At 71.6% G+C, this 14,356-nt stretch carries 16 protein-coding genes; 6 read left to right on the top strand and 10 right to left on the bottom strand.

Annotated features, from left to right (window positions below; genetic code table 11):
- Positions 1–55 precede the first annotated feature (55 nt).
- Positions 56–730, bottom strand: a complete 675-nt coding sequence (locus tag ACVCAH_RS02975) for a hypothetical protein (RefSeq protein WP_447134483.1) — start codon at positions 728–730, stop codon at positions 56–58.
- Positions 731–748: 18 nt separating this feature from the next.
- On the opposite strand from ACVCAH_RS02975, the gene ACVCAH_RS02980 reads away from it, so the two are divergent.
- Positions 749–901: a hypothetical protein gene (locus ACVCAH_RS02980; RefSeq protein WP_447134484.1), complete on the top strand. Its 153-nt coding sequence runs from the start codon at positions 749–751 to the stop codon at positions 899–901.
- Positions 902–926: 25 nt separating this feature from the next.
- Here the strand turns inward: ACVCAH_RS02980 and ACVCAH_RS02985 are convergent, their stop codons facing one another.
- From ACVCAH_RS02985 to ACVCAH_RS02995, 3 genes are read right to left on the bottom strand one after another with little or no spacing between them, the layout of a single operon-like run.
- The gene (locus ACVCAH_RS02985; protein ID WP_447134485.1) at positions 927–1,145 is read right to left on the bottom strand and encodes an HAD-IA family hydrolase; all 219 of its coding nucleotides are present in this window, start codon (positions 1,143–1,145) and stop codon (positions 927–929) included.
- Between the two features lie 5 nt (positions 1,146–1,150).
- The gene (locus ACVCAH_RS02990) at positions 1,151–1,354 is read right to left on the bottom strand and encodes a hypothetical protein (protein ID WP_447134486.1); all 204 of its coding nucleotides are present in this window, start codon (positions 1,352–1,354) and stop codon (positions 1,151–1,153) included.
- Positions 1,355–1,370: 16 nt separating this feature from the next.
- Complete coding sequence (locus ACVCAH_RS02995) at positions 1,371–1,676, bottom strand: 4a-hydroxytetrahydrobiopterin dehydratase (protein WP_447134487.1); 306 nt, start codon at positions 1,674–1,676, stop codon at positions 1,371–1,373.
- A gap of 183 nt (positions 1,677–1,859) precedes the next feature.
- Here ACVCAH_RS02995 and ACVCAH_RS03000 point away from each other — a divergent pair, with 183 nt between their 5' ends.
- Positions 1,860–2,300, top strand: coding sequence for a (deoxy)nucleoside triphosphate pyrophosphohydrolase (locus ACVCAH_RS03000; protein WP_447134488.1), 441 nt, complete (start codon positions 1,860–1,862; stop codon positions 2,298–2,300).
- A gap of 82 nt (positions 2,301–2,382) precedes the next feature.
- Here the strand turns inward: ACVCAH_RS03000 and ACVCAH_RS03005 are convergent, their stop codons facing one another.
- The 6 genes from ACVCAH_RS03005 to ACVCAH_RS03030 form a co-directional block, all read right to left on the bottom strand.
- Positions 2,383–3,477, bottom strand: coding sequence for a succinate dehydrogenase/fumarate reductase iron-sulfur subunit (locus tag ACVCAH_RS03005; RefSeq protein ID WP_447134489.1), 1,095 nt, complete (start codon positions 3,475–3,477; stop codon positions 2,383–2,385).
- The gene (locus tag ACVCAH_RS03010) at positions 3,477–5,408 is read right to left on the bottom strand and encodes a fumarate reductase/succinate dehydrogenase flavoprotein subunit (RefSeq protein WP_447134490.1); all 1,932 of its coding nucleotides are present in this window, start codon (positions 5,406–5,408) and stop codon (positions 3,477–3,479) included. Before ACVCAH_RS03010 ends, ACVCAH_RS03005 begins: the two co-directional genes overlap by 1 nt.
- A gap of 13 nt (positions 5,409–5,421) precedes the next feature.
- On the bottom strand, positions 5,422–6,228 hold the full coding sequence (locus ACVCAH_RS03015; protein ID WP_447134491.1) for a hypothetical protein: 807 nt from the start codon (positions 6,226–6,228) through the stop codon (positions 5,422–5,424).
- A 277-nt stretch (positions 6,229–6,505) separates the two neighbouring features.
- The gene (locus ACVCAH_RS03020; protein WP_447134492.1) at positions 6,506–7,909 is read right to left on the bottom strand and encodes a TldD/PmbA family protein; all 1,404 of its coding nucleotides are present in this window, start codon (positions 7,907–7,909) and stop codon (positions 6,506–6,508) included.
- Complete coding sequence (locus tag ACVCAH_RS03025) at positions 7,906–9,342, bottom strand: TldD/PmbA family protein (RefSeq protein ID WP_447134493.1); 1,437 nt, start codon at positions 9,340–9,342, stop codon at positions 7,906–7,908. The genes ACVCAH_RS03020 and ACVCAH_RS03025 overlap by 4 nt, the downstream gene beginning before the upstream one ends.
- 33 nt (positions 9,343–9,375) lie before the next feature.
- A complete protein-coding gene (locus ACVCAH_RS03030) occupies positions 9,376–9,927 on the bottom strand; it encodes a Uma2 family endonuclease (protein WP_447134494.1) in 552 nt (183 codons plus the stop codon).
- A gap of 256 nt (positions 9,928–10,183) precedes the next feature.
- Here ACVCAH_RS03030 and ACVCAH_RS03035 point away from each other — a divergent pair, with 256 nt between their 5' ends.
- Genes ACVCAH_RS03035 through ACVCAH_RS03050 form a run of 4 tightly spaced genes read left to right on the top strand, consistent with a single transcriptional unit; the run spans position 10,184 to position 14,307 of the window.
- Complete coding sequence (locus tag ACVCAH_RS03035) at positions 10,184–11,239, top strand: ABC transporter ATP-binding protein (RefSeq protein WP_447134710.1); 1,056 nt, start codon at positions 10,184–10,186, stop codon at positions 11,237–11,239.
- Positions 11,236–12,306 (top strand): ABC transporter ATP-binding protein, encoded by a 1,071-nt coding sequence (locus ACVCAH_RS03040; protein ID WP_447134495.1) that lies wholly within the window; start codon positions 11,236–11,238, stop codon positions 12,304–12,306. Before ACVCAH_RS03035 ends, ACVCAH_RS03040 begins: the two co-directional genes overlap by 4 nt.
- A complete protein-coding gene (locus ACVCAH_RS03045) occupies positions 12,303–13,310 on the top strand; it encodes an ABC transporter permease (protein ID WP_447134496.1) in 1,008 nt (335 codons plus the stop codon). Before ACVCAH_RS03040 ends, ACVCAH_RS03045 begins: the two co-directional genes overlap by 4 nt.
- Before the next feature lie 10 nt (positions 13,311–13,320).
- Positions 13,321–14,307 carry an ABC transporter permease gene (locus tag ACVCAH_RS03050; protein WP_447134497.1) on the top strand — a complete coding sequence of 329 codons (987 nt, stop codon included), beginning with the start codon at positions 13,321–13,323 and terminating at the stop codon, positions 14,305–14,307.
- Positions 14,308–14,356 lie beyond the last annotated feature (49 nt).

Consider the following 14,356-nt stretch of genomic DNA (forward strand, 5'->3'; position numbering starts at 1 on the left):
GCTCGGGGTTCCTGTGGGGCATGCCCGCGCATGCCCCACCGGAACACCCGGTTGTTCAGCGCGACGGCTGGCGGGTCCAGTCGGGCGACCGCCCGGGCCGGTCCCCGGAGCCGTCCGCCACCAGGCCGGCCCAGTCCGAGCGGCCGGCCCAGTCCGGACCGCCGGTGCGGACCGGCTCCGGCTCCGGCGTCTCGCGTGGGTTGCCCAGGCCGAGGCCGTCCGCGCCCAGTGGATGATCCCGTCGCGGCAGGGGCGGGATCACCTCGTCCGGCACCAGCGCCGCGGGCGCCTCGGCGGCGGCCGGCTGTGGCCAGCGCTGCCAGCGGCGGATGCTCACCACTCCGACGAGCAGCAGCGAGCCAACCAGCAGCGTCGTCCCGGTGCGTACGGGGGCGGCCAGGTCGACCTGGTGGCCCATCACGGTCAGCTCGTGGTCGAGCAGGTTCATCACCCCGGTCGGGCTGATCAGCAGGCCCAGGTAGCTGGCCGAGTAGACCAGCCCGGTCAACCCCGCGCCCAGCGGGGAGAACCGGAGCGTGGCGATGAGCCCGAGCAGGATCCCCGCGCCGGCCAGCACCAGCGCCGGTCTAACGAAGTCGCCGCTGTCCAGCGAACCGCCGTCCTCTGCGTTCGCGAACGCCTGCGCCGACCGGGACTGGCCGAGGGCGAACAGGATCCAGGACAGCGGACCCACGACGGCTGCGGCGATCACGGTTCCGATGTGTCGCATCCGGGCAAGGTACCGATCTTGCTGATCAAACAGCAGATCCATAAGCAAAACTTAAAGTCGATCTTCCGCCGCGTCGGCACCTCGACCACGCTGCCCGGGTCGGCCTGCTCGGTCTCGACGGTGGGCATTGGTGGCACCGCGTGGCCGGCAGGCGTAGCCGCGACGAATTGATACCCACGCACCTTTCACGGAGACCTCAGCCTTCTCTCAGCCACCCCTCGATGTCTGCGATGGCCTGCGCGTTCGGCCCGAGCAGCACGGCGTGCATCCCGACGGCGCGGGCGCCGTCCACCGCCGGCGGGAAGTCGTCCAGGAACAGCGCATGCTCGGGCGGTACGCCCAGCCGGTCGCAGGCCAGCAGGTAGATGTGCGGGTCCGGCTTCGACAGGCCGACCTCGTGGGAGTAGACGAGCACGTCGGTCAGGTCGGCGAAGCCGTACCCCTCGCGTGCACCTCGTCCAGGGTGATCTCGCCGATGGCCCCGGCAGCCCAGACGTCGACGGCGCGCTCGTCCAGTTCGCCGGGACGCAGGCCCAGGGTCGCCTCCCACCGCTCGGTCACGCCGAGCGAAGGGGTGATCTCCAGAACGCCGCCGATGTCCACCAGGACGGCCCGTGTCGTCATGGCGGGGGAGCGTACGTCAGGCCTCGGTGACCGCGCGGTAGGCGTCCTCGATGCGGGCGGCCAGCAGGACTTCGCCCTCGGTCAGCGGCTCGTTGCCGTGCCCGACCCGGATCTGGGTCTGGTCGGCCCGGCGGCTGATCTCCGGCCGCAGGTGCAGCGCGTCGGCGACCACCTTGACCCGCTCGGTCAGGGCCGCGTGCTGCGTGTCGTCGATCACGAGAGTCCGTCGGATCTGCTCGCCCTCGCGGATCCATCCGCTCAGCAGGGCGAGGGCGTCGCTGAGGTAGTCGCGCTTCGCTCGACCGCTGAACAGCGCGCGCATCACCGCACCTCCCAGGCGCCGTTGCCGGCTTGTGGCCAAATCGTCGCCGTCCCGTGTCTTGTCGGTGCCCTCTAGTCTGTCGTCGCCCGGTGGGTGTGTCCACGCCCACACTTCCGTGTTCTCCTGGCCTGACGGTCGACCAAGGTACCCAAACCGCCGATTGATCTGGCACGCTGGACGCCCGTGCGGACCGAACGGGCTAACGACGGCGGGCAGTTCGAGCGACGGGACCTGAAGGTCATCGTCGGGGCGGCCATCATCGAGGACGGGCGGGTGCTGGCCTGCGCCCGCGCCGCCCCGCCCGAGGTCGCGGGGATGTTCGAGTTCCCCGGCGGCAAGGTCGAACCGGGCGAGAGCGAGACCGCCGCGCTGGCCCGTGAGTGTGCCGAGGAACTCGCCGTACGGGTGGAGATCGGCGAGCGGGTCGGCCGCAACGTCCGGATGGCCCACGGGCGCTCGGTGCTCAAGGTGTACGCGGCCCGTCTGCTGCACGGCGACCGCCCCCAGGCCCTGGAGCACTCGGCGCTGCGCTGGCTCTCCGCCGCCGAGTTGGACGACGTCACCTGGCTGCCTGCGGACGCCCCGATCGTCGCCGCGCTGCGCCCGATGCTCGCCCGGCGCTGACCGCCCGCCGAACCGGACGGGCGGGCGGAAACGGGACGGGGGCCGGCGGCAGTCGCCGCGGCCCCCGTCATCGCTGTGGTCCTCAGTGCTTGTCCTGCTCCGGGTGGGCGAAGTTCAGGTGCTCCGGGGGCAGCGGGAAGGTCACGTCGTCGCCGAACGGCGAGGGGGCCGCCGCGCGGTCGAAGGTGAGCTCGGTCAGCGGCAGCTTGCCGCGGTCGTCGACCGCCGGGGCGGTCGGGTGCGGCACCTCGCGGTGCCAGTTCACCCCGCGCTGCGCCTGCACCTCGGCGCGCGGGTCGTGCGAGCCGCCCGCGTGCGAGTGCACCCCGGCGGGGCTGCCGGCGGGCGCCGCCGAGCCCGGACGGGGGGTGGTCACGCTGGTCTGGGGCGTCTCACCCCGACGGAAGATCTTGCTACCAAGCCACACAAGGGGATCGTACCTGCGGTCCACGACCCGCTCTTTCATGGGGATGATCCCGTTGTCCGTGATCTTGATGTGCTCCGGGCAGACTTCGGTGCAGCACTTGGTGATGTTGCAGTAGCCGAGCCCCTGCTCCTGCTGTGCGTACTCCTTGCGGTCGCTCTTCGTGTCGAGCGGGTGCATGTCCAGCTCCGCGGCCCGGATGAAGAACCGCGGCCCGGAGAAGGCCGGCTTGTTCTCCTCGTGGTCACGGATCACGTGGCAGACGTTCTGGCACAGGAAGCACTCGATGCACTTACGGAACTCCTGCGAGCGCTCCACGTCGACCTGCTGCATCCGGTAGTCGCCGGGCGCCAGGTCGGGCGGCGGCGCGAAGGCCGGCGTCTCGAGGGCCTTCTCGTAGTTGAACGAGACGTCGGTGACCAGGTCCCGGATGACCGGGAAGGTGCGCAGCGGGGTGACCGTGACCGTCTCGTCCGCCTCGAAGGTCGACATCCGGGTCATGCAGCTCAGCCGCGGCTTGCCGTTGATCTCCATCGAGCAGGAGCCGCACTTGCCGGCCTTGCAGTTCCACCGGCAGGCCAGGTCCGGGGCGTCGGTGGCCTGCAGCCGGTGGATCACGTCGAGGACCACCTCGCCCTCGTTCACCTCGACCATGTAGTCCTGCAGGTCGCCGCCGTTCTCGTCGCCGCGCCAGATGCGGAACTGGCGCTTGGTGCCGGCCTTGCCGGCCCCCGGGGACTTCTGCTCCGCCATTACTTGCCCGCCTCCTCGGCCTCGGCGTCGACGACGAGGGCGTCGAACTCGGCGAGCTCCTCGTCGGTGAGGTACTTGGCCAGCTCCGCCCGGTCGAAGAGGCGGATCAGCTCGGCGCGGATCTTCGGCAGCGGCTTGCGCTCCAGCCGTACGGTGTCGCCGTCGAGCGAGCAGACCAGGTTGACCCGGCGCCACGCCGGGTCCATCGCCGGGAAGTCCTCCCGGGTGTGGCCGCCGCGCGACTCCCGCCGCTCCAGCGCCGCCTTCGCGGTGCACTCCGACACCAGCAGCATGTTCCGCAGGTCCAGCGCCAGGTGCCAGCCCGGGTTGTAGCGGCGGCCGCCGGCCGCGCTGACCTTGGCCACCCGCTCGCGCAGCTCGGCCAGCCGGCTCAACGCGTCCTCAAGCTCGCTTTCCCGGCGGATGATTCCTACCAGATCCCCCATCACCGCCTGGAGGTCCTGCTGGAGGGTGTACGGGCTCTCGCCGGTATCCCGCTGCAGCGGCGCCAGCGCCGTCTCCACCGCGGCCTCCACCGCGGCGACGGCCACCTTCGGCCGGGCGGCCAGCCCGTCGGCGTACGAGGCGGCGTGCCCGCCCGCGCGCTTGCCGAAGACCAGCAGGTCGGACAGGGAGTTACCGCCGAGCCGGTTGGAGCCGTGCATACCGCCGGAGACCTCACCGGCGGCGAACAGCCCCCGTACGGTGCCGAACGCCGCCCCGGAGTCCGGGTCGACCTCGACGCCGCCCATCACGTAGTGACAGGTGGGCCCGACCTCCATCGGCTCTCTGGTGATGTCGACGTCGGCCAGCTCCTTGAACTGGTGGTACATCGACGGCAGCCGGCGGCGGATCTCCTCCGCCGGCTTGCGGGAGGCGATGTCCAGGTAGACGCCGCCCGCGGGGGTGCCCCGGCCGGCCTTGACCTCGCTGTTGATTGCCCGGGCCACCTCGTCGCGGGGCAGCAGCTCCGGCGGACGCCGGTTGTTGTCCGGGTCGGTGTACCAGCGGTCCGCCTCCTCCTCGGTCTCCGCGTACTGCTTGCGGAAGACGTCGGGGACGTAGTCGAACATGAACCGCTTGCCGTCGGAGTTCTTCAGCACGCCGCCGTCGCCGCGGACCGACTCGGTGACCAGGATGCCCTTCACCGAGGGCGGCCAGACCATGCCGGTCGGGTGGAACTGGAGGAACTCCATGTTGATCAGCGTCGCGCCGGCGCGCAGCGCCAGCGCGTGCCCGTCCCCGGTGTACTCCCAGGAGTTCGAGGTGACCTTGTAGGAGCGGCCGACGCCGCCGGTGGCCAGCACGACGGCCGGCGCCTCGAAGAGGACGAACTCGCCGGACTCCCGGTAGTAGCCGAACGCGCCGGCGACCCGGTCGCCGTCGAGCAGCAGCTCGGTGATGGTGGTCTCGGAGAAGACCTTGATCCGGGCGTCGTACGAGCCGTGCTCGCGCTTGTCCTCCTGCTGCAGCGAGACGATCTTCTGCTGCAGGGTGCGGATCAGCTCCAGGCCGGTCCGGTCGCCGACATGCGCCAGCCGCGGGTACTCGTGGCCGCCGAAGTTGCGCTGGGAGATCTTCCCGTCCTTGGTGCGGTCGAAGAGCGCACCGTACGTCTCCAGCTCCCAGATCCGCTGCGGCGACTCCTTCGCGTGCAGCTCGGCCATCCGGAAGTTGTTGAGGAACTTGCCGCCGCGCATGGTGTCGCGGAAGTGCACCTGCCAGTTGTCCCGGCTGTTCACGTTCCCCATCGCGGCGGCGGCGCCGCCCTCGGCCATCACCGTGTGCGCCTTGCCGAACAGCGACTTGGAGATGATCGCCGTCTTCTTGCCGGCGAGCCGGGCCTCGATCGCCGCGCGCAGACCGGCGCCGCCGGCCCCGATCACGACGACGTCGTAGTGGTGTCGTTCGATTCGAGTGGTCGTAGTCATGTCCAGGGGCCCTTTAGTTGATGAACCGCAGGTCGTTGAACCAGCCGGCCGCGACCGCCATGACGTAGAAGTCGGTCAGCGCCAGGGTGCCGAGCGTGATCCAGGCGAGCTGCATGTGCCGGACGTTCAGCCAGGACACACCGGTCCAGGCGCGGTAGCGCAGCGGAGCCTTCGAGAAGTGCTTGAGCCGCCCGCCGATGATGTGCCGGCAGGAGTGGCAGGAGATGGTGTACGCCCAGAGCATGACCACGTTGCCGAGCAGGATGAGGTTGCCCAGCCCGAACCCGAAGCCCTTCGGCGAGTGGAAGGCCAGGATCGCGTCCCAGGTGTTGACCAGCGAGATGATCGCGGCGGCGTAGAAGAAGTAGCGGTGCAGGTTCTGCCCGAGCAGCGGGAACCGGGTCTCCCCGCCGTACGCCTTGTGCCCGTCCGGCACGGCGCAGGCCGGCGGCGAGAGCCAGAACGACCGGTAGTACGCCTTGCGGTAGTAGTAGCAGGTGAGCCGGAACAGCAGCAGGAACGGCAGGGTCAGCGCGGCGTCCGGGATGATCCACCAGCCGGGGAGGAACCGTCCGAAGTGCGCGGCGTCCGGCAGGCAGCGGTCGGTCACACAGGGGGAGTAGAACGGGGTCAGGTAGTGGAACTCGTCGACCCAGTACCACTTGTGCATGAAGACCCGGACCGTCGCGTACGCGACCCAGGCGCTGAGCCCGACGACGGTGATCAGTGGGGCGAACCACCAGCGGTCGGTGCGCAACGTCTTCGCCGCGATGGCGGCGCGGCCTCGCGCTCCCCGCGGCTTCGTTGCCGTTGATGTCATTCGAGTCGTCTCCCTGACGGGGCCCGCACGCGCGGGCGGATCTGTTCCGGTCGGCACGCGGACCGGCGAACCCGCACCCGCTTGCCACGTCATGCGCACACCAACGACCACACCGGGCGAACCGGCGCAGCTAAGTGACACACGTTACGCCGATCTCCGCGGGCCGTCCGCGCAAGGCAGTGTCCCGTGTGTCCTGGCTGGTGGAAAGCCCCGTACGCCGATCAATGTCGCGATGTTAAGAACTTCACTGCCCGGCCCGGCGACCCGCCGGGACGACTCACCCGGACGCGCCGCCGGTGAAGTTCCAGGACGCCAGCCGCAGCGGCGGGGCCTCCCACCAGATGCCGTCGACCCGGTCCGGCAGGCGGACCGCCCGGCGACCCACGCCGAGCACCGCCCCGGGGCCGAGCGCGCGCGGGTACGACTCGGTGAAGCGCAGGTCGCGTACCGCTCGGGTGACCGCGCCGTCCTCGACCAGCCAGACCCCGTTGCGGGTCAGCCCGGTGACGACCAGGCTCTTCGGGTCGAGCACCCGGGTGTACCAGAGGTCGCTGACCAGCAGCCCGCGGCGCACCCCGGCGACCAGCGCCGCCGTGTCGGCGTCCACCACCGCGCCGGTGTCGCCGGCGGACGCGCCGCCCGCGCGGCCCGCCGCGGCGTCACCGTCGCCGGGGCCTGTGGTGAGGCGCAGGTTGCGGGCCATCGGGCCCCAGGTCGCCCCGCCGGCGACCGCGTGCCCGGTCGAGGCGGCCCCGACCTCGGCCGCGCTGCGCCGGTCGTGCGCCAGGGTCGCAGTGGTGCCGGCGTCGACCAGGGTCACCGGGTGCCGGGGCGTGCCCTCGACGTCGAACGGCAGCCCGGAACCGGCCAGCGGGTCGTCGACCAGGGTGACGGCCGGGTCGAACTGGGCCGCGCCCGGCTCGGCGAAGGACTGCCGCTCGGCGTACCGCTTGCCGTTGAACCCGTACCAGGAGAAGTTCGCCAGCAGGTCGGCGACGGCGGCCGGTTCGAGCACCACCTCGTAACGCCCGGGCGCCAGCTCCACCGGGTCGGCCGCCGCCCGGGCCTTGGCGGCGGCCCGCGCGCCCAGCTCGGCGCCGTCGACGTCGGCCAGCCGGTCGGCGCAGGCCCGGGCCACCCCGTCCGCGCCGCCGACACGGGCGATCCCGTCCATCGCCACCTCGGCGGTTCGGCCCTGGGCGGCGTGCCCGGCCGAGTTGGCGAACGCCGACGCGCGGTGCGCCGTGCGGCAGTAGCCGGCCGCGGTCAGCCCGCCGATGGCGTCGACGAACGCGCGCACCCGGGCGGCCCGCTCGTCCGGCTCGGCGTACGCGGTGGACTCGTCCCAGCCGGCGGCGGCCGGCATCGGCGTGGGCGGGGTGACCCCCGGCCAGGCCGGGTCGGGCGGGCAGAGCCGGGCGGCGGTGAGGGTGCGCTCGACCAGCGCGCGCAGCCCGTCGGCGTCGACCAGGCTGCCGCTGCCGGCCGCGGTCCGCCCGTCCACGTGCAGCCGCAGCCGGACGCCGACGGTGGACTCGGCGACGTTCTGGTGGATGAACGAGTTGGCGAACCGGGTCAGCGCCAGGTCGGCCCGGGTCACCACCACCTCGGCCTGCGCATCCGGCCCGGCGAGCCGGCGGACCAGCTCGACCACCTGCCCGGCGAGGTCCAGCTCGGTCATGCCCGCACCCCCACCCGGACGTTGCGGAACCGGGCCGGCGCGGCGGGGTGGCCGGTGTGCCCGATCTGGCCGGGCTGGCCCTTGCCGCAGTTCGGCGTGCCCCAGGCGACGATCTCCGAGGAGAGCATGTCCATCGAGCGCCAGAACTGCGGGCCGATGCCGGTGTAGGTGGGGTTGCGCAGCATCCGCCCGCGCCGGCCCTTCTTGATCTCCCAGCCGACCTCGCAGCCGAACTGGAAGTTGAGCCGCTTGTCGTCGATGGACCAGGAGCGGTTGAGGTCCATCAGCACGCCGTCGTCGGTGGCGGCGATGATCTCCTCCAGGGTGTGCGGGCCGGGTTCCAGGCCCACGTTGGTCATCCGCACCATCGGCAGCCGGGCCCAGCCGTCGGCCCGTACGCTGCCGCCGTGGTCGAGACCGGCGACGGCGGCGGAGTCCCGGCCGGCGAGCACGCCCACCCAGCGCCCCTCGCGGACCGCGTCCCGCTTCACCGCCGGGGAGCCCTCGTCGTCGTAGCCGAAGCTGCCCAGCGCGCCGGGGATGGTCGGGTCGATGGTGACCGTCATCAGGTCGGAGCCGTAGCGCAGCGAGCCGAGCTGGACCAGGTCCAACCAGGAGGTGCCGGCGAAGGCGGCCTCCCAGCCGAGGATCCGGTCCAGCTCGATGGCGTGCCCGACCGACTCGTGGATCTGCAGGGCGAGCTGCTCGCCGCCGAGGATCAGGTCGGTCTCGCCGGCCGGGCAGAGCGGTGCGGTGAGCAGCGCCCGGGACTCCTCGGCGATCCGCGCCGCGTGCCCGGCCAGGTCGAGCGAGTCGACCAGCTCCCAGCCGCTGGTGCCGTACTGGCCGCGGTAGCTGGGATAGGAGCAGCGCTGGGTCTCGCCGTCGCCGACCGAGGTGGCCGAGATGCCGCCACCGCACTCCCGGATCCGCTGGTCGATCCGGTGCCCCTCGCTGGAGACGAACCACTTGGCGGTGTCCCAGACCTGGTAGAGCCCCTCGGCCACGTCGGCGCCGTGCTCGGCCATCGTCCGGGTCGCGCCGACCAGCAGGTCGCCCTTGCCGGACAACGGGACGCCGAGCGGGTCCACCGTGCACCCCGATGCCCAGCTCGCGGTCGCCACCTCGGTCGGCACCAGGTCGACCGCCGGGCCGGGCACCCGGGCGCTCGCGGCGGCCGTGCGGGCGGCGCGCCGGCCGGCGTCGCGCGCGGCGGCGTCGGAGAGGTCGGGTACGGCGTGGAAGCCCCAGCTGGACCCGACCAGGGCGCGTACGCCCAACCCGATGCTCTCGTCCTGAACCAGCTCCTCGATCTCGCCGTTGCGGGCCGACATCGACTCGTAGCGGCGGTGCATCACCCGGGCGTCGGCGTACCGGGCTCCGGCGTCCAGCGCGGCCTGCACCGCGGCGGTCGCCGCGTCGAACTCGGTCATGCGACCGACCCTAGGCGAGCCGCCCGACATCCGTCAGGGGACGAGCTGCTCCGGCCGGATCGTCGCCCGGACAGGTTCGCTGAGTTCCAGCACCTCGCCGGCCCTGGTCACCGACCGCTCGACGTAGTGGTCACCCTGCCGTTGGTAGAGGTGGATGGTCAGCGTCTCCTGCTCCACGAGGAGGTACCACTCGATGCCGGCCGCGGCGTAATAGTGCATCTTGAGCACCTGGTCGATGGTGGCGGTGTGCGGCGCGGAGACCTCTCCGACGAGGTGTACGGCAGCTGCCGGCAGGCAGAGCGCGTCGGATTCGAAGTCGGTGGTGACGACCAGGTCAGGGTTGAGGATCCGCCGCGGCGTCAGCCGCAGATTGATCACCGGCAGCGGGGTCAACCCGGCCGCTCGACATCCGGGCGCCAGCGCGCTGAGCAGATTGCCCACGGTCACCTGGTGACGAACGGTGGGCGGGGGCCCGAGGAGCAGTTCGCCATCGACCAGTTCGATCCGGCACACGGTCTCGCCGAGGGCCAGGTAGTCCTGCTCGGACCAGGGTGAGTGGCGCGTGAGGGCGGCGGCGGGAAACACCCATCCAGTAGAGCCGACGGGGTGACCGCGGGCGGCCGTCGGCGCCGGCGTGTCGGGCAACGGCGGCGGTGGATGGGCTGGTGAGGGCTGTTCACGCCGTTGCCGACTCGTTACGCTGACGGCCGCTGACAGCTTCCGGCTCTGTAGCTTATTTTCGCCCTCAGGACTTTGCTGTAGGTTCTCTTCACTACTGAGGGAGGCGGTCGTGGCCAGGTCGGAGTCGGCGCCGTCCGGGCAACCGGACGACCGCCCCAGCGTGCCGGAACAGCGCGGCACCGACGCGCCCTACCTGCGGGTGGACGACCTGCGGGTGCGGTTCGAGACCGAGGACGGCGTGGTCCGCGCGGTCGACGGGGTGTCGTTCGCGGTGGAGCGTGGCCGGACGCTCGGCATCGTCGGCGAGTCCGGCTCGGGCAAGAGCGTCACCTCGCTGGCCATCCTCGGGCTGCACAACCCGAAGCGCACCACCGTCAGCGGCGAGATCTTCGTCGGCGGCCGCCAACTGGTCGGCCTGCCCGAGGAGGAGGTACGCCGGCTGCGCGGCCGGGACATGGCGATGATCTTCCAGGACCCGCTCTCCGCGCTGCACCCCTACTACACGGTGGGGAAGCAGATCGTCGAGGCGTACCGGGTGCACCACCCGCGCGCCGGCAAGCGCGAGGCCCGGCAGCGGGCCGTGGACATGCTCGGCCGGGTCGGCATCCCCCAGCCGGCGCGCCGGTTCGACCAGTACCCGCACGAGTTCTCCGGCGGTATGCGCCAGCGCGCGATGATCGCGATGGCGCTGGTCAACGACCCGGATCTGCTGATCGCCGACGAGCCGACCACCGCGCTGGACGTCACCGTGCAGGCGCAGATCCTGGACCTGCTGGCCGACCTCCAGGCCGAGTTCCACTCCGCGATCATCATGATCACGCACGACCTCGGCGTGGTCAGCCAGGTGGCCGACGACGTGCTGGTGATGTACGGCGGCCGGGCGGTCGAGCACGGCAGCGTCGAGCAGGTGCTGCGCCGGCCGCAGCACCCGTACACCTGGGGGTTGCTCTCCAGCGTGCCGTCGCTGCACGGCGACGCGGACGCGGACCTGGTGCCGATCCGGGGCAACCCGCCCAGCCTGATCAACCTGCCGCCCGGGTGCGCCTTCCACCCACGCTGCCGGTACGCCGACCGCAACGGCGACCGGTCCCGCACCCAGGTGCCGCTGCTGCGCCCGGCCGGCGCGGACGGCCACCGGGTGGCCTGTCACCTCTCCGCCGACGACCGGACCCGCTTGTACGCGGAGGACATCGCGCACGTGGGGGTCGCCCGATGAGTGTGGAGACGATCGAGCCGCTGCTGCGGGTGCGTGGGCTGGCCAAGCACTTCCCGGTGCGCAGCGGGCTGCGGAGCACGGGCCTGGTGCGGGCCGTGGACGGGGTGGACTTCGACGTGCGCCCAGGCGAGACGCTCGGCCTGGTGGGTGAGTCCGGCTGCGGCAAGACGACCACCGGTCGGATGCTGGTCCGCCTGCTGCAGCCCACCGCCGGGAGCATCGAGTTCGCCGGGCGGGACATCACCCATGCCGGCCGGCGTGAGCTGCGCCCGCTGCGGCAGGACCTGCAGATCATCTTCCAGGACCCGTACGCCTCGCTGAACCCCCGGCACACCGTCGGCCGGATCGTGGCGATGCCGTTGCAGGTCAACGGGATCGACCCGCCGGGCGGGGTGAAGAAGCGGGTGCAGGAGCTGCTGGAGCTGGTCGGGCTCAACCCGGAGCACTACAACCGCTACCCGCACGAGTTCTCCGGCGGCCAGCGCCAGCGCATCGGCATCGCGCGAGCCCTGGCGCTGCGGCCGAAGCTGATCGTCGCCGACGAGCCGGTCTCCGCCCTGGACGTGTCGATCCAGGCGCAGGTGGTCAACCTGCTCCGCGACCTGCAACGCGAACTGGACCTGGCGTTCGTCTTCATCGCCCACGACCTGGCCGTGGTCCGGCACTTCTGCCAGCGGGTGGCGGTGATGTACCTGGGCAAGATCGTGGAGATCGGCGACCGGGCCGACATCTACGAGCGCCCGCAGCACCCGTACACCCGGGCGCTGCTCTCCGCGATCCCGGACGTCACCAAGCTCGGCCCGGCCGGCCGGATCCGGCTGGCCGGCGACGTGCCCACCCCGCTCAACCCGCCGTCGGGCTGCCGGTTCCGCACCCGCTGCTGGAAGGCGCAGGACATCTGCGCCTCCGAGGAGCCGGCGCTGGTCCCCCGCGACGGCGGCAACCAGGCCGCCGCCTGCCACTTCCCGGAGCAGGGACCTGTCGAGGCCGCCCTGGGCGCGCAGCCGGCGGGCGCGGGCGTCGAGGCGGCGGGCACGGGTGCGGGTGTCGAGGAGGTGTCGAGATGAGCATGTCCCCGGTGGAGGGCGTGGCGCTGGCCGAGATCGACTCGGGCGGCGGCGCCGACGCGCCGAAGGACAAGGGCTTCGTCGGCCGCTCGCCCGGCCAACTCGCGATGCTCCGGCTGCGCCGCGACCGGACGGCGATGGTCAGCGGGGCGATGCTGGTCTTCTTCGTCCTGGTGGCGCTGGCCGCGCCGCTGATCGAGATGCTCTACGGGATCGGCCCGCGCGACCAGTTCCAGAACAAGCTGGACGGCTTCGGCATGCCGCTCGGGTACGCCGGTGGAGTGTCCGGTGACCACTTCTTCGGGCTGGAGCCCAACCTCGGCCGGGACATCTTCATCCGGCTGGTCTACGGCCTGCGTACCTCACTGCTGATCGCTTTCGCGGCGGCTGTGATCACGGCGGTCATCGGCATCGCGCTCGGCGCGCTCGCCGGCTACCTCGGCGGCTGGCTCGACGCGGTGATCAACTGGATCACCGACCTGACCCTGGCCATGCCGTTCCTTATCATCGCGCTGGCCCTGACCCCGACCCTGACCCTGCGCTTCTACGGCGAGCGCGACGCGGTCTCCCCGGCCTTCGGAGTCGGGGTTCTGATCGCCGTCTTCGCGATCTTCGGCTGGACCGGCACCGCCCGGCTGGTCCGCGGCCAGGTGATCGCCCTGCGCGAGCGGGAGTTCGTGGAGGCCGCCAAGGCCAGCGGCGCCGGGCTGGCGCACATGCTCTTCCGGCAACTGCTGCCGAACATCTGGGCGCCGATCCTGGTGTCGTTCTCACTGGCCGTGCCGCAGTTCATCACCAGCGAGGCCGCGCTGTCGTTCATCGGCGTCGGGCTGACCGAGGAGACGCCGAGTTTCGGCCGGATGATCTACCAGAGCCTGGACTACCTTCAGACCGACCCGGCCTTCGTCTTCTTCCCCGGCATCACGATCTTCGCGCTCGTGTTCGCGTTCAACCTCTTCGGCGACGCGCTGCGCGACGCGCTCGACCCGAAGTCGTCCCGGTAGGGGTTTTCCGATGGCGCGCTTCCTGATCAAACGGCTCTTCTCCGCGGTGCTCACCCTGTTCGCGGTGAGCGTGCTGACCTTCCTGATGTTCTTCGCGCTGCCCCGCGACCCGGTCAGCGGCATGTGTCCGAAGAACTGCAACCCCGAGCGGCTGGAGCGGGTCCGCCAGGAGCTGGGCCTGCGCGACCCGTTGATCACGCAGTACGGCGGTTACATGAAGGGCATCTTCACCGGGCGGGACCTGGGCAGCGCGCAGGGCGGCCGGTGCGACGCGCCCTGCTTGGGCTGGTCGTACGTCAACAACGAGGCGGTGCTGGACACCATCACCCGGGTGCTGCCGGTGACCCTGAGCATCGTGATCCCGGCGGCGATCCTCTGGCTGCTGCTCGGGGTCGGCCTCGGCATGGTCTCGGCGCTGCGCCGAGGCACCTGGGTGGACCGAGCCGCGATCGGCTTCTCGCTGACCGGAGCCTCGCTGCAGCTCTACTTCGTCGGCGCGGTGCTGCTGCTGGTCTTCGTCTACAACCTGCGCCTGCTGCCCGTGCCGAGCTACACGTCGATCTTCGACAATCCGCTGAAGTGGGCCAGCGGCCTGGTGCTCTCCTGGGTCGCGCTGGCCTTCCTCTTCTCCGCGATCTACGCCCGGCTGTCGAGAGCGCAGATGCTGGAGACCCTCTCCGAGGACTTCGTCCGCACCGCGCGCGCGAAGGGCCTGGCGAAACCGAAGGTGTACGGGCGGCACGCGCTGCGCGCCGCGATCACCCCGGTGGTCACCATCGCCGGCCTGGACGTCGGGGCGGCGCTGGGCGGCACGGTGATCACCGAGACCACCTTCGGCATCCAGGGCCTGGGGCGGACCGCGGTCGAGGCGGTGCGGGCCGGCGACCTGCCCACCATCATGGCCACCGTGCTCATCTCGGCGGTCTTCGTGGTGGTCGCCAACGTGCTGGTCGACCTGCTCTACGCGGCCATCGACCCCCGCGTGCGGCTGGGGTGACCCGCCCGTCCCGGCAGGCGCGCCCTCCCGAGTGTGCGTCGGTCGGTCG

This window comes from Micromonospora sp. LZ34 (assembly GCF_052981855.1).